The organism is Desulforhopalus sp., assembly GCA_030247675.1.
Taxonomy (GTDB): Bacteria; Desulfobacterota; Desulfobulbia; order Desulfobulbales; family Desulfocapsaceae; genus Desulforhopalus_A.
On record JAOTRX010000007.1, the window covers coordinates 1 to 20,753 of the forward strand.

Sequence of the window (20,753 nt, forward strand, 5' to 3'; positions counted from 1 at the left end):
CATATAGCCCGAATGCCACATTCATCAATACAGACTCTCGTCAATATGTAAAGCCACGGAGTATCATTAATGTAATTTCGGATATTCAGCATTATTGCATGGCTGAAAAATTGGGTAAAGCCTTGCCTGCAGAGTATTTGACACTGGAAAACTCTCTGGGGTTTTTCGGTGTCGGGGCTAAAAGTGGTCTGACAGAAGGACTCTTCCTCCTCTTGCTTCTTCCAGCGGTTGATTTTTATCTGGTGCCTTTTGTCTTGAAATCACCAAGTTTGTTTTTGAAAACCATGATCGGCTCTTTCCCTTTTCTGCCGGTCATCGCCAACACCTTCCTTTGCGCCTATATCAGTCAATACTTTATTGGTGTAGTTACCCGCAAGGCCATCAATGCTTTCTTCACCGGCAGGATGCTCGTACTGATATTTAAAAGTTTTATGATCTACATTTTCTACACCTTGCTCACCGGATTGAGCACCCCGGAAAGGGTCTGGCAACTTGCTCAATATTTGGGCAAAAATGCCGAGGCAATCTATTATGGCTATATGACTATGCTCCCCAATATCATGCCGATAGCCACCAGGTGTTCTGTGCTTGTTATGGTGGCCGCCATCCTGCCTTACGGGATAGTTTTTTTAATGGATATGTGGCGGAGAAGTAAAATCAAACGCAACCATGCCAGGATTACTGGTAAGTCTTAAAAAACTATCAATCAAATCTATCAATCTATAGGGAGAAAAAATTGGAGAAAGAAATTCAGGAAACGTCGACTGAAAAAAAGAGATTTACCAAGGAAGAAATTCTGGAGAGAAAAATCTCCATGGTCAAGGAGCGTGGCACAAGAGTCATGAAAATCAACTCACCAATGGGCAGCATCATGTTCAATGTCCTGCGGCAATTCGACCAGGCGTATGCTCATTTCAAGGGACAATTGGGAGAGCCAGGGGGGATTTCCCATGAAAAAGGAGCTGCCCTCATGGATGAGGCGCGGAAGATAACCATGGCCTTCTCTGAGTTCACTGGCCAGTTGAGCAAGCAGGTCAGATTCAAGTATTATGTGCCTCAGGAGCTACAGGAGATGCGGCAAGTTACAAACAGAAAGAAAGATGAACTCTCGACAAAGTGACTTAGGGTGAGAGACTGGGGTTATGATGTGTGAGTTGCCTGTTGAAAGCCAGGGATCTTTTCCAATGCAACAGGTGCCGAGCACAGATTTCTATCACAGCAAGAACCATTTTTGCCTCCACAAAACTCTCGCTGACCACCTGGTTCCTGGCGATCTATCTGATTACCCAATCAAAGGTCAGTGTATCTGCGCTGAGCCTCAAACGCATAGTAGGTATTTCATATAACACAGCTCTGTTGCTCAAGCATAAAATACAGCAGGCTATGAAAGAGCGTGATGATAGCAAACCTCTTGATGCTGATTACATCCAAGTCGACGATGCCTATTGGGGAGGCAAAAAGCGTGATGGCAAGCGAGGTAGAGGGGCTACCGGAAAAATTCCCTTCGTCGCAGCAGTATCTATAGGTGACAAGGGACATCCGCTCGCTATTCGCTTCAGCCAAGTGAGTGCATTTTCCAAGGAAGCGATCAAAGACTGGGCTCGAAAACATCTGATTCCGAAGAGAAATGTGGTAACCGATGGTCTTGAATGCTTCACTGCTTTTCAAGAGAGCGGCCTGAGCATATTGCCATAATCACCGGTGGTGGCCCAAAAAGCGTTGAAATGCCCGAATTCAAATGGGTAAACACGATTATTAGCAATGTGAAAAACTCCCTTCACGGCACTTTTCATGCAATCAGTAAAAAGCATTTTCCGCGCTACCTTGCTGAGTTTTGCTACCGATTCAACCGGCGGTACGACCTGAAACAAATGGTCGCCCGCTTTGGGTACGTCGCTGTGAGAACCGCGCCCACACCCCAGCGGATGCTGAAATTGGCTGAGGATTGTGGGTAATCAGAAAACATTTTACTTTCACGTTGTTTAAAGCTTATCTCAGAAATGTTATCGTATATGAAACTACAAGGTTTATGTTACCGTCCAACCATATCCTCTTGAAGGCTAGGTGTGTGGTTATTTCTAGGTTCGGCTGCTCGTTTATGAATTTATTGCTGGAAAAGGAATCGAATCAATTGTTCATCCTATAAAGTATTTATCGACCGCTCCTTGTTTTGTTGATTTTTTCAGCGATATACTATTCTGGCGCGGTAAGGAACGCGAAGTGTCGAGGAATTAGGCGCAACATTAGCGGGAATTGTCTAAATATTAGGCAGGAATCTCAATGGAAATTTGGTAACGCGATGGAGTGCAAATCGTTAAATTTCAATTAATTAGCTATATGTTAGGGGAAATTGTCGCATTCTGTGATCTTTGGCACGGAAACTGCAAATCTTTCAACAAGCGTTTTCCTTTCTTTTGGTTGAAGAGTGTATCGGCCAAGAACAAAATGCTTGGAAGAGTCATAATACAGGTAGTGTAAAGAGCTTATAGTAAACCATCAATTACAAGGAGAAGTATATGCAACAAGTAAAGACAGCGGCATTTTTGGTAATCTTGGTTTTATTGAGCGGTGTCGCCATGGCCGGCGAGTATCAGGTGAGCAAAAAGGTGGATGGTTTCGACGTGGTGGTGACACTCGATAAGAACCCTCCAGTCGCCGGTAAGAACGTGATGACCATCGCCGTTAAAGACGATGCCGGCAAGCCGGTTTCCGATATCAAGGTACGGGTAGACTACACCATGCCGGCCATGCCGGGGATGCCAGCGATGAACTATAAGACCGATGCCTCGCCAAACGGCCAGTCTTTTACCGCCCCCATCGATTTTTCTATGTCCGGTGCCTGGAATGTGGCGGTGAAAATCCTGCGCGAGGGCAAGACCTCGACGGTGAAATTCAATGTCGATGCGCGCTAGGGGCGGGGCAGGAATGCCCGCCTTGCCTGTGGTGTCGGGTGGGTTGATCCGGTTCCTGGTAGCGGCGGTGTTGTTTCCGACCCTAATCGGAACCGGCGCGGCCGCCGAGACCACCCTGCGACTGCAGGACCTCCTGGACGAGGCCCTGCGCAACAGCCCAGAAATCCAGATGTTCGCGGCGGGCGCTACGGCTGCGGGGCACCGGGTGCCGCAGGCCTCCAGCCTGACCGACCCGATGGTCATGATAGGGTACCAGAATGAAGGCTTCAATACTCTCAGTTACCCCGAGATGCCTGATTCGCAATTTATGCTGTCCGTCTCGCAGATGCTGCCCTATCCTGGCAAACTGGCGCTGAAGGGGGAAATGGCGGAGAAGGAGGCTGAGGGGCAGCAGGCCACAGTCGCCGTAAGCCGTCTGAATATCGCTCTACGAATCGAGGAGTTGTATTACGACCTGTTCTTTTCGTACATCAATCTCGATGTGATCCATGATAAGACCGCGCTTTTCTCGAGGATCGAGGACGCCGCCTCCGCCCGTTACGGCTCGGGAATGGGTATACTGCAGGAAGTGGTGATGGCGCAAACGGAAAAATATATGCTCCTGGAAAAGGAAGAGATGTTTCGGCAGCGAATCGCCGCTATTGAAGCGATGCTGTGCAGCGCTGTCGGCAGGAAGCAGTGCGACGCCTCCTTCGGGGTGCCGGAAAAGCCCGAGGCCAAGCAGCTTCTCTGGACGACTGAAGAGGCTTTAACCCGCGCCTTGGAAAAATCGCCGGTAATCAAGGCGAAAGAGCGGATGGTCGCGGTCGCCGAGGCCAAGGTGAAGATGGCCGAGAAGGAGTTTTATCCCGACTTCACCGTCACTGGGACTGTTGCCGAGAAGGGCTCGGAGTTCGAAGATATGTGGAGTATCACCACTACCGTCAATGTGCCGATCTATTTTGAAACCCGGCAGAAACCTGCGCTTTTCGAGGCCAGGGCCAAACTTGCCGAGGCCGGTCACGACCTGGCTGCGACCAAGCTTATGCTCGCGGCAACCATCCGGGATAATTACACGATGGCGCACAGCGCCGAGAAGCTCATGGCTCTCTATAAGGACGGACTGATCCCGAAGACCTATCAGGATTTCGATCTGGCGATGAGCGGCTATGTCAGCGGCAAAACGGAGGCACTCACGGTGATCAACAGACTGAAATCGCTTATTGATTTCGAACTTCTCTATTGGGCGAGGTTCACCGAACGGGGCAAGGCGATGGTCAGAATAGAGGCGGCGGCAGGGGGAGTTGAGGAGTGACCTGATTTTCCGGCAGCACGACACACAAAGGATACCAAGACCAATGAAGAAGCTATCATGCAGTACTTTTCTACTCATTGTTATCGCCGGAATTGCCGGTGCTGCCGCCCTTACACAGGTACCGTACCGGCAATGGTTTGGTTCCTCCCCACTACCAGTCCCTGGCCCTGCCATCGCCCAGGCGGCGGCTCCTCCGAGCAGCCATGCCGGTCATGGCGAAGTCCTGCCGGCTCCACCACCGAAACCGAAAACCGCCACTCCCGCCGCGGCCGATGAGTTTGGCGAGGATGCGGCAACCATCGAGATTCCTGCCGACAAACAGAAACTCATCGGCGTACGGTCGGTAGTCGCGGAAGTGGTCCCGCTGCATCGGAATATCCGCACCATCGGCCGAATCGAATATGACGAACGCGGCCTTACCACCATCAATACCAAGATCGAGGGTTGGATAGAAAAGCTCCACGTCAACTACACCGGCGACTATGTAAAAAAAGGCGCGCCGATCGCCGAGATCTACAGCCCCGAGCTGTATGCCACCCAACAGGAGTTCCTCAATGTGCTCGGCTGGACCGGTAAAAAGCCTGCCGGCAACGCGCCCAGCAAACTGTACTACAACAAGGAGGCGGATTTTCCCGACCTGCTTGCCCGCGATGCCGCGGCGATGCTTAAGGCCGCCAGGCAGCGCCTGAAACTCTGGGACATCACCGATAGCCAGATCGACAAGATCGAGAAAACCGGCACGCCGATCCGGACGCTTACCGTCTACAGCCCTGCCAGCGGCTATGTGGTCCAGAAGACGGCAATCCAGGGCACACGGGTGATGGCCGGTGAAAAGCTCCTCGATATCGTCGATCTCGCAAAAATCTGGGTGGTTGCCGATATTTATGAGAGAGATATGCCCTTCGTCAAGATCGGCCAGAAGGCGACGATCAACCTCAGCTACTTTTCCGAGAAAAAATTCGAATCGACCATCGAATACCTCTACCCGCTCCTCGCCGGTGAAACCCGGACGATGAAGGCGCGGTTTACCATTGACAACCCGCAAGGAGAATTGAAGCCGCAGATGTTCACCGATGTCGAGATTTTCATCGACCTCGGCAAGAAACTTGCCTTGCCCGAGGCGACGGTGATCAATACCGGTAACCGCCGGATGGTCTACCTTGACAAGGGTGACGGGGTTTTCGAGCCGCGTGAGGTGACCACCGGGATTCGCGCCGAGGGTCTCATTGAAATTACCGCAGGCGTCGAACCGGGCGAGAAGGTTGCCTCCCAGGCCAATTTCCTCATCGATTCCGAGGCGCGCTTAAAGGGTGTGGTGCAGTGATGATCGGAAAAATCATCGAATTCAGTGCCCGTAACCGTTTTCTCATCTTCCTTGCGGTCTTCTTCCTCACCGTCTGGGGCGGCTGGTCGCTGCTGCGCACCCCGCTCGACGCCATCCCCGATCTGAGCGAAACGCAGGTGATCATTTACACCGAGTGGATGGGTCGGGCCCCCGACCTGGTCGAGGATCAGATCACCTATCCGATCACCTCGACCCTGCTCGCTGCCCCCAAGGTCCAGGTAGTGCGCGGTTTTTCCTTCCAGGGCAGCTCCTTCATCTATGCAATTTTCGAGGAAGGGACCGATATCTACTGGGCGCGCAGCCGGATTCTTGAATATCTTCAGGCGGTTCGGAGCAAGCTGCCGGCCGATGTCAATCCGGTGCTCGGCCCCGATGCGACAAGCGTCGGCTGGGGATTTTCCTATGCCCTGGTGGACGAGACCGGCCAGCACAATCTTGCCGAATTGCGCTCGCTGCAGGACTGGAACATCAAACTGGCTCTTGAGAGTGTGCAGGGGGTGGCGCAGGTGGCCTCCATCGGCGGCTTCGTCAAGCAATACCAGGTGACCGTCGACCCAAACCGGCTGCTCGCCTACAATATCCCCATAGCAAAGGTAATGGAGGCGATCCGGAAGAACAATCAGGATGTCGAGGGTAGGGTGATCGAATTCTCAGGCATCGAATATATGATCCGTGGTCGCGGTTACATCAAAGAGATTGGGGACATTGAGGCGATTGCCGTCGGCACTGACGGTGCCGGCACCCCCATCTTGATTAGCGATATCGGTGAGGTCCGGCTAGGTCCGGAGATCCGTCGGGGGTTGGTTGAGCTTGACGGCAAGGGTGAGGTGGCGGGCGGGATCGTGGTCATTCGCTTTGGCGAGAACGTCCTCTCGGTCATCGAGCGGGTGAAGGAAAAGATCGAGAAAGATATTGCCCCGTCCCTGCCGAAGGGTGTGAAGATGGTCACCACCTATGACCGTTCCGATCTCATCAATCGATCAATCGATACCCTGAAGGAGGAGATCGTCCGGTTGTCGATTGCCGTCAGTGTCGTCTGTGTGATCTTTCTCTTCCATCTGCCGAGCGCCCTGGTGGTGATCCTCACCCTGCCGCTGGCCATCGTCATGTCGTTCATTTGCATGTACTATTTGGGGGTTACTTCGAATATCATGAGTCTTTCCGGCATTGCCATTGCCATCGGGGCGATGGTCGATGCCTCGATTATCATGGTGGAGAACACCCACAAGAAACTGGAGGAATGGGTGCAGGAGGGGCGACCCGGCCAGCGGATCGATGTGGTCATCGAGGCGGCCAAGGAGGTCGGGCCATCGCTGTTTTTCTCGCTGTTGGTCATCACCGTTGGTTTTCTGCCGGTCTTTACTCTTCAGGCCCAGGCCGGTCGCCTCTTTAAGCCCTTGGCCTATACCAAGACCTTTGCCATGCTTTTTGCCTCCTTCCTTGCTGTCACCATGACCCCGGTGCTGATGACCATGTTCATCCACGAGAAGGTGCCGGTGCTGAGTAGGATCCCACTGATCAAATATCTGTTCACAATCTTTCCCGAAGAGCGCCATCCGGTCAGTATGCTTCTCCACTGGCTATATGAACCGGTGGCGCGCTTTGCCCTGCGCTTTAAGTGGCTGGTGATTATCCTTGCCCTGGCAATCATGGGGGCGACCGTCATTCCTTTTAAAAAATTGGGTTCCGAGTTCATGCCGCCCCTCTACGAAGGGACGCTGTTCTACATGCCGGTGACCGTACCCGCCGCCTCGATCTCCGAGGTGACCAAGCTTTTACAACTGCAGGATAGGTTGCTCAAGCAGATCCCGGAGGTGGCGCAGGTCTTCGGCAAGGCCGGCAGGGCCGATACCGCCACCGATCCGGCACCGCTGGAGATGTTCGAAACGGTCATTACCCTGAAGCCCGAATCCGAATGGCGACCGGGCATGACTGTCGAGTCCTTGAAGAACGAGATGAACGAGATCCTCACAATCCCCGGGGTAGCCAACTCCTTTACCATGCCGATCAAGGCGCGGATGGACATGCTTGCCACCGGCATTCGTACGCCGGTGGGTATTAAAGTCATGGGTCCTAAGTTAGAGGAGGTGGAACGGATCGGCCTGGAGATCGAGCACCATCTGCGCGACGTGCCGGGCACAAGAAGCGCCTATGCCGAACGGGTGACCACCGGCTATTTCCTTGACATTACCGTCAAGCGCCAGGCGATCGCCCGCTACGGCCTGAGCGTCGAGGCGGTGAACGAGGTGATCCAGACCGCCATCGGCGGCATGAATCTCACCGTTACCGTCGAGGGACGGGAACGCTATCCGGTAAATATCCGCTATGCCCGCGATTTCAGGAGTGACCTGAATAGCCTCAGTAATATTCTTGTGCCGGTGTCGATGGGCGGCGGCGCATCCGCGGCCGCGCCTGGGATGGCGGGCGCTACCAGCCCGATCAGGTTTACCGGGGCGGCGCCGCTCTTGAAGGTTCCCTTGGGCGAGCTTGCCGATATCCGGGTGGTGAAAGGACCGACGGCAATCAAGAGCGAAGAGGGGATGCTCACCTCCTATGTCTTTATCGATTTCTCCGGTCGCGACGTCGGTGGCTATGTCAAGGAGGCGAAAGAGCGGGTGGCATCGCTAAAGATTCCGGAAGGCTACCGGCTGGAGTGGAGCGGTGAGTACGAATACATGGTAAAGACTGCTGAGCGGCTGAAGCTGGTGATCCCGCTCACTCTGCTCATCATCTTTGTGCTCATTTATCTGAACACCAAATCGACGATCAAGACGATGATCGTTCTCCTGGCAGTGCCCTTTTCCCTGGTCGGTTCCTTCTGGTTCCTCCATCTACTGGGCTATAACATGAGCATCGCCGTGTGGGTGGGAATCATCGCCCTGGCCGGCCTCGATGCCGAAACTGGCGTCATCATGCTCCTTTATCTGGAACTGGCCCACGACAAGTGGCAAAAAGAGGGGAGATTGAAATCGATACCCGATCTCAAGGAGGCGATCATGTTCGGCGCTGTCAAGCGTATTCGCCCGAAGATCATGACGGTCTGCGTCATCCTCGCCGGCCTCATCCCGATCATGTTCAGCCACGGCACCGGTTCGGATGTGATGAAGCGCATCGCCGCACCGATGGTCGGCGGGGTGGTGACTTCGACCATCCTTGAACTGATTATTTATCCGGCGATTTATTTGATCTGGAAAGGGTGGGGGTTGCGTGGCCGTGCCGAAGGATCCGAGTAAGGTCTGATTTCATTTTATAATCGAGCATTAACTATGGGGCGGCTGCTACGCGGGTTCCTTAAAAGTTGGAAAGCAGGGAATTGCAGCCGCACACTTATCACAGCTCACTGTAAACGTCGCATCAGCCGCATGCCATTCATTGTTACCAGAAGCGATGCGCCCATATCGGCCAAGACGGCAAGCCACAAATTTCCCATTCCAAGAGCAAGCAACAACAGGAAGATGACCTTGATCGCAAGGGCGAAAACTATATTCTGTTTAATGATCGCCACAGTCTTATGGCTCAATTTGATGAGATAGGCCAGTTTGCCAAGGTCATCGGTCATTAAGGCCACATCCGCCGTTTCCAGCGCCACATCCGATCCGGCTACCCCCATGGCCACGCCTAACGTCGCTGCCGCCAGGGCGGGGGCATCGTTGACACCATCTCCGACCATAACTATCTTTCCGTAGTCACTGGCTATTTTCTTTACTGTTGTCACCTTGTCCTCAGGCATCAGACCGCTGTAGTAGGTATCAAGATCAAGTTTCTTGGCAATTGCCCCGGCTACTCGATCGTTATCGCCGGTGAGCATGGCTATGTGCTTCATGCCGGCTGCATGCAGTGCTTGTATCGCTTCCCTGCTGTTTTCCCGCAAGGTGTCGGCTACGGCAATCATGCCGAGGATGAGGTTTCCTGCTCCCATTAACATAACCGTCTTGCCTTGCTGTTCGAGTTCGACCAGGGTTTCCTCATGTGCGGTCAAATCATAACCGAGGTCTTCAAATAACCGGACATTACCGATGTATATCATTTGCCCATCGATCTCCGCCTGCGCCCCACGTCCCACCAAGGCTTTGAACTGAACCGCAGTCTTTAGGCCAAGCCCTTTGGTCTTCTCAACAATGGCACGGGCTAAAGGATGCTCGGACCATTTTTCAATGCCCGCGGCCATTGCTAAAAAATCGGTTTCAGAATACCCATTGGTAACCACAATATCGGTAACCACCGGTTTGCCTTGGGTTAAGGTTCCGGTTTTGTCAAAGGCAATGGCATTGATAGAGCCCATCACCTCCAAATATGCGCCGCCTTTGATGAGAACACCGCGCCTGGAGGCATTGCCGATAGCCGAGACGATGGCGACCGGGGTGGAAATCACCAGCGCACAAGGACAGGAGATAACCAGCAATACCAAACCATTATAAAACCATTGGGCGAAAGGCTGTTGGAAGAGCAGCCATGGCACCACCATAATTCCAGCAGCCAAAACAAGGACAATCGGCGTGTAATACTTGGCAAATACATCGACAAACTGCTGCGAGGGGGCCTTCTGTGCCTGGGCTTCCTCGACGAGGTGGGAGATCTTGGCCAGAGTCGAATTGTCGGCAGTCTTCGTTACACTGATCTCCAGGGCACCGTGCTCGTTAACTGTCCCGGCATACACTGTATCGCCTGTTGCTTTTTCAACAGGAATCGATTCACCGGTGATAGTAGCTTGATTGACCGCCGAAATCCCACTATGGACAATGCCATCCATAGCGATGCGCTCGCCAGGCTTGACTATGACGATATCACCCACCACGATTTCCTCAACGGGCAAACGTTTTTCCTCGTGATCCCTTCGCACCCAAGCGACCGGTGGAGCAAGTTCCATGAGCGACCGGATGGATTGGCGCGTTTTATCCATGGTGTAGGCCTGTAAGGTGTTGCCGAAAGAAAACAGAAAAGCAACCGCAGCACCCTCGCTCCATTCGCCAATGGCCGCTGCCCCGATTATGGCGACAGTCATCAGAAAATTCATGTCGAGCGATAAAGAACGGAGGCCGTACAAGCCACTTTTTGCTGTATGAAATCCACCGGTAATGGCTGTGAGAGCATACAGCCAGGTAACAATCCCCCCTGTCATCCCCGACCAATCGAGAATGGTCGCAATGGCCAGCATTATTCCGGAGGCTGCAGTAGCCAGGGTCCTGGCGTTTTTCCACCAGACAGTTTCCGGCGTTGGCTGACGAGTAACTCCATCTTTTGTTGCCCCATATCCGGCTTGTTTCACCGTTTGTATGAGGATCGAATCGGTTGTGTTGTGCTCGACCGTCAACTTGCCGGCACCAAAGTTAACAGCTGCCGATCTCACCCCCGGGAGAGCAGCAAGTCTTCTTTCAAGTTTTGCCGCGCAATCGCCACAGTCCATGCCGGAAATGCGAAAAACTGATTTCTGTAACCCTTCCCGGATAGTAGCAAGGTGCTCTGCGGTTTTCCGGCCATCCGTCAGTGATGATTGCGGCGACTGACCCGAGATATCACAGGTACCTCTTTTTTGTGAAGCGAGGGAATTGCCGATTTTGTTTATATCAAAAAGACCTTCAACATTTGCAGGGTCTTGACTATCGCAACTTACAATCGGGGTTTTTTCACCAACACCTGCACAACAAGGACCCTGGCAAAGTTGTCCTTCCAATCCTTCTGTGGGTTTGATTAAGTTCGCTGTTTTCATTATCTTTACCTATGTTGAATATGTTCAATCCCCTGCGCCAAAAGCAGAGAGATATGGGTATCATCAAGAGAATACCAAACCATTTTGCCCTCTTTACGGTATTTCACCAGTCGCGCCCCACGCAGCAGTCGGAGCTGATGCGACACTGCCGATTGTCCCATAGCAACGATAGCGGCAATGTCGCATACGCAAAGTTCCCTTCTGGAAAGGGCGTGCAAAATCTTAATCCTCGTGGGATCTCCTAAAATTTTAAACGTTTCGGCAATCTGCCTGGCATCTTCGTCGAGAAGCATTTCAGCTTTTGCCATGCAAACAACCTGATCGTGTTCGCATAACCCTTCGCAAACGTCTGTGTCATAGTGCAGTTGTATCATGTGATTGCTCCAATATATGTTCATTTGTTCATATATTAAATAATGTGCCACAATGTGTCAATGGAATTGTTGTTTGGACCAGGAATTAATGTCAAAGAGATGGATAATTTGGGAAAAGGAGGATGTCTCTAATTATGCTCGCCATCCAGCCACAATAATCACCATGCCAAGCAAGGTGATTCCAGCCCCAATCCAGTCAAAAGCTGATAACTTTACCCCATCAACCACTCGGAGCCAGACCAGGGCGGTTGTTACATAGATCCCACCATAAGCAGCATACACCCGACCGCTGGCTACGGGGTGCAGGCTCAGCAGCCAAACGAACAGCGCCAGACTTGCTGCGGCCGGCGCCAGCAACCAAAACGGTCCGCCTTTGCGCAACCAGACATAGGGCAGGAAACAACCGATGATTTCTGCCAAAGCTGTAGCTATAAATAGCATTGTGGTTTTTAACATCAGGCCCCTTGATATCTTTTTTTGGTGCGTCAGGAGTGTCGTCAGGTGTTTGATGCGGAAAATGCAACCTGGGTACATAGGTCGCATTGGTTCATTTCTCGTCGCTATTTAACCTCTTTTTACAATGATCGATTCCGCCATGTCGGCATCGACGGCATATTGGCTGTAGCCGACCGAAAAAACAAAGGAGGGAAAGTTACTATCAAGTACGATGGCATTTCCGGGTAATACCCCCATAGCCATAAGCTTTTGCAGTTTTTTTGACCCGGCCTTGATGTAGGCAATAATGCCTTTTTCACCTTTTTTCATGGAAGTTAAAGGGGCGACAAACTGTTCGATGCTTTTAACGGCAGCAAGACAGCACTTTCCGGGAGGAATTGGCTTTCCGTGCGGGCAGGTCTGCGGATGGCCCAGTAGGCGGCAGACCTCTTCTTCTATCCCTTTTTTGAGTATGTGTTCAACTTGGCACGCTGCTTCTTCCATTGTTTCTTCTTGGGAGGTCTCAATGATATCGTGGAACAAACGCTCCGAGAGTCGATGACGACGGATAGCGGACTGAGCCGCCAATCTTCCTGAGGCCGTATAGCCGAGAGAGCCCCCCACCTCCTCTATCAGGCCCTCTTGCAAAAGCAGTTCGAGGGGAATATCGGAGGTATGAGCAAGAATCTTTTCGCGGCTGTTGCCAAGGCTGGAGTCTTCTACTAGAATTTCCCACAATTTTTCCAGCGCTTCTTCAATTCTTTCATCGCTTTTCATGCGCGTGACTCCTTATATTCTTTATTAATGTCTTTATTCTTGCAATATATTCAGGTTCTTTTGGGGATTCATAGCCACAGAAAGGACACTTGACCTTCTGACAGCCGCCAAAAGACGAACAGGATCGGCACTGCTTTTCCGCCTCCTTCGCCACGAATTCCTTTCGACAATAAACGCAGATCATAGCTGTACCCCGAGCAGATTGAGTAACCCGTTCACCAATCCCCCGGTGAGAAAGGCAAAGGGAAAGATAAACAAGCCCATGGCGCAAGCCATTTTGAGGCCGCGCTCTTTTTTCATCATCAGAAATTGAGCCACGCAAGGGACGAACAGCGTCAAGGTAATGACCGCTACAGCCAGTTGGTTGCCAGTCAGCGCTCCGGCCTGTTGCAGGTCGTACAAACCGGCCGCACCGTAGTCGCGGCGGAAAAACCCGAATAAAAAGGCCATCGCTGCCTCTTTGGGTAAGCCGATCCAGCCCATGACATATGAGAGCCAGGAGACGACAATATCGAAGGTGCGGGTGATGTTGCCGAGCCAAATGAGGACACTGGCAACGATAAAGAGGGGCAGAATCTCCATGAAATACCACTGCATGCGGGTGTAGGTCTTCATAAAGACCGCCCCCGGACGCGGCAACCGCATCGGTGGAATCTCCATGTAGAAGTTTGGACGGGCACCCGGCATCAAACGGGCGGTAAGAAAGCCGATGAAAAGAAAAATGAACAGCATAAAACCAGCCCAGACCGCCATGGCTGCCGGTTTTTCTGCGACCAATCCCATGACGACACCGAGTTGAGCGCTGCAAGGAATAGCCAAAGCCAGAAGCAGAGTGGCGATGACCCGTTCCCGGTTCGTCTCCAAGGTCCGGGTGACCATGGTCGCCATGGTGTCGCAACCAAAGCCCAGGGTCATGGGAATGACGGCACGGCCATTCAGACCGATCTTTTTGAACACTCGGTCAACCAGCAGTGCCAGGCGGGGCAGATAGCCGGTGTCCTCGATGATTGAAAAGGCAATAAAGAAGGTACCGACGATTGGCAGAATGATTGCAATGGCATAACGAAAGCCCAAGGTGACGATGCCGTAGTCCATACCGATCAATTCGCGTAGCGGTGCCCAGGGGACATAAGTAGTAAGCAGCTCGTTGAGCCAGGGATTGATGTAGCCTGCGAAAACGTTCTCCTCAAGGAAACCGACTATAGTCCCCGCCCCGAATTCACCGACAAACTTGTATAAACCGAAATAAAGAACCAATAACAGGATGGGCACACCGGTCAACGGATTCATGGTCCATTTTCCCAGGAGGTTGGCGATGGTATTACCCCGCTTGGCCGGGGCCAGGAAGGCTTTTTCACAGATGCCGACCGCACTTTCATGGAGCTTCATCGATACCAGGTAATTGGCTGGATTTTCGAGTTTTGCCTCCAACTCCGTAAGGGTTGTACGGATAAAATCGATCGAGTTTTCTTGCAGTTTTTGCTGTTCTTGGGCAATGGCGGAATCACCCTGGATCAGCAGCAGCGCTAAAGCTCTTTGCGACAAGCCGTGGGATTCTGGCATATTCACCACCAGGGTATTAATGGCTTTCTCGATTGGGTCGCCGTAAGAAATCTGTGGTTTGGCCACTGAAGCCTTGTAGGAGGCAATTTTTTCTTTCAGAACACCGATCCCCTTCCCGGACAGTGCGGAAATAGCCGCGACCGGTACACCAAATTCTTTCTCAAGCAGGTCGGTGTCGATCTGTATGCCAAGACGTTCAGCTTCATCGATCATATTGAGGACCAGCACCACGGGCAACTGTGCTTCAATTAATTGCAGGGTAAGGGATGCCATCCGTGTAAGGTTTTTGGCATCGATCACATGCAGCACCACAGCCGTCCCTCCTGCATGAAGAATGTCACGGCTTACCCTTTCTTCTTCGGTGATTGGCAGTAGGGAATACATCCCCGGTGTGTCTTCGACAGCGAATTCTTCTGTATCTATTCGGCATTTCCCTCGGGCAACCTCTACCGTTGTCCCAGGATAATTGGAAACGACGACGTAGGAGCCGGTCAGCCGGTTGAAGAGGGCGCTTTTGCCCACATTTGGATTCCCAACCATGACAAGCCTTTTGAGGTTGTTTTCTGCACAAGATTGGTCGCCATGGCAACCGCAACTCCCTACTTTTTTCATCTTTTTCTCCAATGAAATTGCTGCTCAAAGTGAACGATTGAGGATACGTTCACATATAATAGTAAAAAAAATTAGCCTTCTTTCAGGTGGCGGATGCCTTCCTCAAAGAGGTTGCGGACATGGTCGTCATCAAGAGAGTAATAGACCATTTTGCCATCCTTTCGTGACTTGACCAAACGGGTGGTTCGTAGAATGCGCAGCTGATGGGAGATAGCGGAAGTGGTTGTCTCGACCACGGCAGCAATATCGCAGACACAGAGCTCTTCTGTCGAAAGGGCTTGCAGGATGCGAACCCGGGTCGGTTCGCTCAACACTTTAAAAATCTCGGCCAACTCGGCAATGGTCCGTGCATCATGCATTCGCGCCTGGGCACGAGCAACTCGGTCTTGGTCAACATGGTCGATTTGGCAGATATCTTTTTGCATAATGATTGATCGTTCGAGCAGTCGTTCATGTGTTTTGTGGTAGATACCATTCCCTGTCGGACTTGTAAAGGATATTTTTTAGAGCTGCCGAATAAATAACCGGACAGGGAAGATGTTGCATCCCCTGTCCGGCGGTCGCTGATCCATGCAAGTTACATTTGCTGGAGCGAACTTTTTTGGATTCTTTGTTACTCGTCAATCAACCGTTTGTCTTATGAAAGAGAGGCTTCCCGCTTTACCAGCCACCATGTCCGCCGCCTGAGCCGCTGCCGCCGCCTGAGCCACTACCTCCGCCATGCCCACCGCCATCACCACCTGAGCCACTACCTCCGCCATGCCCACCGCCATCACCACCTGAGCCACTACCTCCGCCATGCCCACCGCCATCACCACCTGAGCCGCTGCCTCCGCCTGAGCCACTGCCGCCACCTGAGCCGCTGCCTCCGCCTGAGCCACTGCCGCCACCTGAGCCGCTGCCGCCACCCGAGCCACTGCCACCATGTCCGCCGCCATCATTGCCCGAGTGGCTGCTTCCACTCATGCTGTCGCCGCGGCTGCTTCCACTCATGCTACCGCCGTGGCTGCTTCCACTCATGTTGTCATTGGCCATCATATCGTTGGTCATGTTCATGTTGTCATGCATGTTCATGTTGTCATTGGCCATCATATCGTTGGTCATGTTCATGTTGTCATGCATGTTCATGTTGTCATTGGCCATCATATTGTTGGTCATGTTCATGTTGTCATGCATGTTCATGTTGTCATTGGCCATCATATCGTTGGTCATGTTCATGTTGTCATGCATGTTCATGTTGTCATTGGCCATCATATTGTTGGTCATGTTCATGTTGTCATGCATGTTCATGTTGTCATTGGCCATCATATCGTTGGTCATGTTCATGTTGTCATGCATGTTCATGTTGGTGTTGCTGGCCGTAGTGGGGGTACTCGTGTTGCTCTGGCTGGCTGGTTTATTTCCTGATGAAGCGACTCCCCGCCGATTTTCTCCAATTCCGGAAACCGAACTTGTAGATTTGGAATTCACACCTGGTTTTCCCCCAACGTTTTGCGATATTGCCGCCTTCTGCTTTGCATTAGCAGGAGACTGCGCTGTAACACTATTGCTGTTTGCCGCTTGTTTGGCACTTTTTGCGGCACTTAACGCTTCCGCCGGGGTTGCAAATTCAGATTTTATGTTATCCATATCGGCTGTAGTCGACGAAACCGACTGCTGCCCACTTTGAGTTGCCGCAACCACCAATGTTGCCGGCGTAACCATTCCTACCGATAATGCCAGTAGTACCGCCGCGTAATACTTCTTGCTTTTCATCATATTTTCTCCTCCGTATTCGGTTTGTTTTTTGGAGCACTGAAGATCAGCACCCCTTTTGATAGATTGATATTGCCCTTCTCCTGGGTTTCGATTGGCTCCGCCTCATCAAACCAGCTGACGCCGACTGAGTTGCCCTCTATTCCTACTGCACGCCCAGCGATCGCCGAGCGCAGAGAATGAGCGATTGATTTTGCCTGCTGGACATCGTCCTGAACAAACACCACAATATTCAGCTTTTCCAATGACCGATTGTTAAGATGACGGGCAAGATAATCGATTTCTCTTGTCCGTTCTTGATCCTGCGGGTCAAGTAAGCGGTCCTGGTTGATAATGACGGACTTTTCGCCAAGCTGATAATTGCGATAGCTATAGTCCCCCAGTTCATGGAGATGCTGCATCGCCCGGCTGGCAGAGACCCCGGTCCGATAGTAATCGAGACAGCTTTTCCAGGCGTCGGCCTCTTCCTTCTTTTTGCCCTGCAGGCGTAAAGCGATTGCCCTGTTGTAGAGAGCTGTCCTCTCCGTTGGATCGCTCCCCAGAATCTGTTCATAGAGTTGTTGAGCCTGCAAAGCCTGACCATCCTTTAATAAGTTGTTGGCAAGGTTTAAGCGGGCCGGCAGCAGATCGGGCCTTTTGTCAACGAGTTGCTGGTATGTTTGACGCTCTTCTTCAACGGCCCCAAGAGCTTGGTAGGCTGCACCCTTCCACAGAGCGTATTTGGCATTATCCGGACTCAATATCTCCGCTTTGCGGAAAGCGTCCAACGCTTCCGTCGACTGGCCTGCGGCGAGCAGACTTCGACCGAGATAGAATAACGCCTCGTCGTTCATGTTCCCCTTGACGGCTATTGATTCTTCCACTGCTGTCAAATTTCCCGGAAAGAATCGGTCATACTGCATCCCGCCATAGAACGTCAGGGCAAGGCTTACGATCGCGCCGGCCGTACGATAGAAAAGGGGACCAGTATCGATCCATCGCAGCGCCCGCCTGAACCACGGTTCCTTGTATTCCGGCAGAGCGAGCATTATTCTTTTTCGTAAATCGGCTGGTGGTTTCTTGCCCGGCAATCTACGAATTCCATCTTCAAGCGAGAATTTGTTATTCCATCCCTTCATAGCGGCCACCTCCCAAAAAATCTTTCATCTTCGCCAGCCCCCTTGCTATCCTCATTTTCACGGCACTTTCGGAAGCCTTGAAAATATCGGCAATTTCCAAGACAGGAAGCTCCTGCTGATACCGCAACATGATCATCTCCCGCGTTATATCCGGTAGTTCATCGAGCGCTTTGTACAAGTTGCCGGCCTCTTCCTGGCTCAGCATTTTTTCTTCCTGATCCGTACTGGCTTCGGTTTCAGGAATATCCCAGGTCAGTTCAACCAGTTTTGCCCTCTTGACTGCATTGCTTCTGTGCCAGTCGTTGGCTCTGTTGACCGCCAGAGTGTACAGCCAGGGGAAAAATCTCCTGTTGCTGTTGAAGGATGCGAGCCGGTCATAGACTCGCAGAAATACGTCCTGGGTCAAATCGTCGGCTTCCTGTTCGGAACGGCAGTATCTGTACATCAGATTGTAAACAGGTTGTTCATAGCGTTCGACAATCTTGGCAAAGAGCTGAGTTTCACCTTTCAGAACCAGTTGCACCAGGGTTTCGTCACTAGCATTATTCATGCTTTCTTATCCTTCTATACGAGGAGACGGTGGGGATCGTCACATCCGATTGTCTTAATTTTGCCGTGGGAGCTGAAATTGTACTGGAGCTGCTACTTTTTCTTCGTTTTCTTCTTTGTTGACTGAACGCCATTGTCAAGATCGGTGAAAAAGAATCGAACGGAATCCGGATTCTGTATTTTTTTCCCTTGAATCTCAAATTCTTCCGGCTCATCGAACCAACTGATGCCGATTCTTTCCGGAGTTAATCCAGGGAATTTGCCGAGTAGGTATTGCCTGATGCTGATTGCCCGAGCCTTGGCTAGGTCCTTGTTGTTTTGCTGAAATACCACAACCTGCAATTTGCCGTTTTTCATGTTCGTTGCAGTCGCACCAACGACATTGAGTGCCCGTGAGGAGATCGGGGCGAGTTTATCCGTCAGAGGCTCGAACCAGATTTTGGTCAGTGTCGTGGCGCGCCCTCCGAGATCATGATTTTGATAGGAAAAATCGCCCAGTCGATTCAGATAGCCGGTCGCCTTGATGGCAAAATCCCCGGCGGGGTACCTATTCAAATAGGCCAGCCAGCCGGCTTTCTCCTCGGGGGTATCTTTGAGAATTCTGGCGATCAGGGCTCGGTTGTATAAAGCCGATGGACTGTTCGGCCAGATTCCAAGTACTTTATTGTAGGTAATAAGAGCGGCTTCATATTCTTTCGCCTTGAATTGATTGTGGCCGAGATAGGTCAGGGCTTGGACGTGGTTTGCATTTAACGCCAAGACCTTCCGATAGCTTTCTCGCTCCATCTTGCTCTCGCCAAGTTCTCCCTGAGCCACCCCCTGCCAGAAGAGGTAATCGGTATTTTTCCGGTCCAGCGACGCAGCCTTTTTTAGGTACGGCAAGGCCGGTTGCGCCTTGTTTTGGGCAAGAAGAAAACGGCCTAAATAATAGTTGGCAAGGGGATCGTTGGGGTTTTGTGTGACGGTTTCGCGAAAGGTCAACTCGCCCTGCCGGTAATCTTGATTCTCCAAGTATCGGTTTCCTTGATAGTTGTTTTGCATCGTCTTTCCTGCCGAACAGCCGTTGAGCAAAAAAACAAGGCACAATAAAGCAATGAAATGTTGGAAACGCATAGGTTTCTCCTTTGTTTTTGATTTTGTAATGGTTGTGTTGCGCCCCTGGCCGAGAAGTGAGTTTTTTCAGAAGGGGCTTTTTTGTTATGCTCTCGTCAGATCTACGGATGAGTTCGACGGGCGTCACATTGATTTGATCTTTTATGAGATCTACGGAGTAATGAAGGGATTCTGAACTGAACGTACTTTTGCAGGGCCTCCTCGCCATTTTTGGTCTTATTGTCATGGATATTTGGGCATCAGTCAGGAGCTGAGGATAATTTCGGACAAATCCGGCAATGCCCTATGACTGGGAAAGAACGTGTTTCATTTTGGCGAATTCTTCCTGGGTGATCTCTCCGTTGGCAAATCTCGCTTTCAAAATTTGCATGGAATCGATGCGGTCCTGGGACCATGCATCTGTATTGGGTGTTCGAGTCCAGAACATCCACATCGCCGCATAGATCGCCAACGCTATAATCAGGAGCCATATCAGCAGGGGGAAAATGCCGCTCCCCCACCCGCCCGAGAACGACAAGTAGTCGCAACCCCACATAATCAATACTCTCCGGTTATGCAAAAGAGACGACCGGACACGATCCGGTCGTCTCGTCTCGCTTCATTGTTGTTACCAGCATCCGCCCATCATGGCGTATCCGTTCATATGGCCAGAGTGTCCGGTGCCTGGGGCCGGCAGATTAAAAGACTTGGCCTGGGCGCTCAACTGATCGTGGAGGACGGTTATCTCCCGGCTCAGATCCGCAGCCTGTTTGGGGTCGGGGTTGGTTGCAGCCATCAGCGCGTTGTATTCGCCTTGTTTGGCGGCCAGATCCTGGCGAATTTGTGCCGTTTTAGCATAGAAGTCCTGATAGTTTCCGCCGCCCACCATGGCCATCGGCCCACCCATGGACCCACCCCAGTAGCCGTCCCAATAGCAGGCAAAAACCTGGGTGCCGGTCAGGGTGATGGTAGCAAGTGCAGCGAGAGCGAGAATCGATTTTTTCATGGCTGTGTCTCCTTGGTGTTGTTTGAGGTGCTTGGTTGTTGAAAAACTTAAAGCCCATGGGCTTTGGTTGCTGTTGATATAGCTATTCCAATATCCATGCCATATGCCGAAAAACAGAAAATATTATGCAATATCGGTGTATTGCAAAGATGATTCATCAGTCGGCAAACCATCCATTATGGCCTGATGGGTATTTTGGCCCCAACATTTCAAT

The 20,753-nt window shown here is 51.7% G+C and carries 19 protein-coding genes and 1 pseudogene; 8 read left to right on the forward strand and 12 right to left on the reverse strand.

Translation table 11 applies throughout. The annotated features are described in order from the left end of the window. The first annotated feature begins 98 nt into the window (after positions 1-98). The 7 genes and pseudogenes from OEL83_14780 to OEL83_14810 all read left to right on the forward strand — a co-directional run bounded on the left by OEL83_14780 (position 99) and on the right by OEL83_14810 (position 8,784). Complete coding sequence (locus tag OEL83_14780) at positions 99-695, forward strand: hypothetical protein (protein ID MDK9708306.1); 597 nt, start codon at positions 99-101, stop codon at positions 693-695. Between the two features lie 41 nt (positions 696-736). Continuing rightward, positions 737-1,120, forward strand: coding sequence for a recombinase (locus OEL83_14785; GenBank protein MDK9708307.1), 384 nt, complete (start codon positions 737-739; stop codon positions 1,118-1,120). Positions 1,121-1,155: 35 nt separating this feature from the next. Beyond that, a pseudogene (locus OEL83_14790) lies at positions 1,156-1,955 on the forward strand (IS1595 family transposase). 561 nt (positions 1,956-2,516) lie between these two features. Then, on the forward strand, positions 2,517-2,912 hold the full coding sequence (locus OEL83_14795; protein MDK9708308.1) for a FixH family protein: 396 nt from the start codon (positions 2,517-2,519) through the stop codon (positions 2,910-2,912). Then, the gene (locus OEL83_14800) at positions 2,896-4,206 is read left to right on the forward strand and encodes a TolC family protein (protein MDK9708309.1); all 1,311 of its coding nucleotides are present in this window, start codon (positions 2,896-2,898) and stop codon (positions 4,204-4,206) included. The genes OEL83_14795 and OEL83_14800 overlap by 17 nt, the downstream gene beginning before the upstream one ends. Positions 4,207-4,249: 43 nt before the next feature. Beyond that, positions 4,250-5,530, forward strand: a complete 1,281-nt coding sequence (locus tag OEL83_14805; protein MDK9708310.1) for an efflux RND transporter periplasmic adaptor subunit — start codon at positions 4,250-4,252, stop codon at positions 5,528-5,530. Next, complete coding sequence (locus tag OEL83_14810) at positions 5,530-8,784, forward strand: CusA/CzcA family heavy metal efflux RND transporter (protein ID MDK9708311.1); 3,255 nt, start codon at positions 5,530-5,532, stop codon at positions 8,782-8,784. The genes OEL83_14805 and OEL83_14810 overlap by 1 nt, the downstream gene beginning before the upstream one ends. Positions 8,785-8,888: 104 nt before the next feature. Here OEL83_14810 and OEL83_14815 read toward each other — a convergent pair whose 3' ends face one another. From OEL83_14815 to OEL83_14845, 7 genes are all read right to left on the reverse strand, one after another. Continuing rightward, a complete protein-coding gene (locus OEL83_14815; GenBank protein MDK9708312.1) occupies positions 8,889-11,258 on the reverse strand; it encodes a cation-translocating P-type ATPase in 2,370 nt (789 codons plus the stop codon). Between the two features lie 5 nt (positions 11,259-11,263). Beyond that, positions 11,264-11,632 (reverse strand): metalloregulator ArsR/SmtB family transcription factor, encoded by a 369-nt coding sequence (locus OEL83_14820; protein MDK9708313.1) that lies wholly within the window; start codon positions 11,630-11,632, stop codon positions 11,264-11,266. A 132-nt stretch (positions 11,633-11,764) separates the two neighbouring features. Beyond that, positions 11,765-12,088, reverse strand: a complete 324-nt coding sequence (locus OEL83_14825; GenBank protein MDK9708314.1) for a YnfA family protein — start codon at positions 12,086-12,088, stop codon at positions 11,765-11,767. A 108-nt stretch (positions 12,089-12,196) separates the two neighbouring features. Then, positions 12,197-12,844, reverse strand: coding sequence for a metal-dependent transcriptional regulator (locus OEL83_14830; protein ID MDK9708315.1), 648 nt, complete (start codon positions 12,842-12,844; stop codon positions 12,197-12,199). Positions 12,845-13,024: 180 nt separating this feature from the next. Then, on the reverse strand, positions 13,025-15,019 hold the full coding sequence (feoB, locus tag OEL83_14835) for a ferrous iron transport protein B (protein MDK9708316.1): 1,995 nt from the start codon (positions 15,017-15,019) through the stop codon (positions 13,025-13,027). 71 nt (positions 15,020-15,090) lie between these two features. Beyond that, positions 15,091-15,444 carry a metalloregulator ArsR/SmtB family transcription factor gene (locus tag OEL83_14840; GenBank protein ID MDK9708317.1) on the reverse strand — a complete coding sequence of 118 codons (354 nt, stop codon included), beginning with the start codon at positions 15,442-15,444 and terminating at the stop codon, positions 15,091-15,093. Between the two features lie 235 nt (positions 15,445-15,679). Then, entirely contained in the window at positions 15,680-16,363 is a 684-nt protein-coding gene (locus tag OEL83_14845) for a hypothetical protein (GenBank protein MDK9708318.1), read from the reverse strand. Between OEL83_14845 and OEL83_14850 the strand changes: the two genes are divergently transcribed. Beyond that, complete coding sequence (locus OEL83_14850; protein MDK9708319.1) at positions 16,362-16,688, forward strand: hypothetical protein; 327 nt, start codon at positions 16,362-16,364, stop codon at positions 16,686-16,688. The genes OEL83_14845 and OEL83_14850 overlap by 2 nt on opposite strands. 85 nt (positions 16,689-16,773) lie before the next feature. Here the strand turns inward: OEL83_14850 and OEL83_14855 are convergent, their stop codons facing one another. From OEL83_14855 to OEL83_14875, 5 genes are all read right to left on the reverse strand, one after another. Then, the gene (locus tag OEL83_14855; GenBank protein MDK9708320.1) at positions 16,774-17,892 is read right to left on the reverse strand and encodes a tetratricopeptide repeat protein; all 1,119 of its coding nucleotides are present in this window, start codon (positions 17,890-17,892) and stop codon (positions 16,774-16,776) included. Further along, the gene (locus OEL83_14860; GenBank protein MDK9708321.1) at positions 17,876-18,442 is read right to left on the reverse strand and encodes an RNA polymerase sigma factor; all 567 of its coding nucleotides are present in this window, start codon (positions 18,440-18,442) and stop codon (positions 17,876-17,878) included. The genes OEL83_14855 and OEL83_14860 overlap by 17 nt, the downstream gene beginning before the upstream one ends. A 92-nt stretch (positions 18,443-18,534) precedes the next feature. After that, complete coding sequence (locus tag OEL83_14865) at positions 18,535-19,482, reverse strand: tetratricopeptide repeat protein (protein MDK9708322.1); 948 nt, start codon at positions 19,480-19,482, stop codon at positions 18,535-18,537. A gap of 355 nt (positions 19,483-19,837) precedes the next feature. Further along, entirely contained in the window at positions 19,838-20,089 is a 252-nt protein-coding gene (locus OEL83_14870; protein ID MDK9708323.1) for an SHOCT domain-containing protein, read from the reverse strand. 72 nt (positions 20,090-20,161) lie between these two features. Beyond that, the gene (locus OEL83_14875; GenBank protein ID MDK9708324.1) at positions 20,162-20,539 is read right to left on the reverse strand and encodes a hypothetical protein; all 378 of its coding nucleotides are present in this window, start codon (positions 20,537-20,539) and stop codon (positions 20,162-20,164) included. Positions 20,540-20,753: the final 214 nt, after the last annotated feature.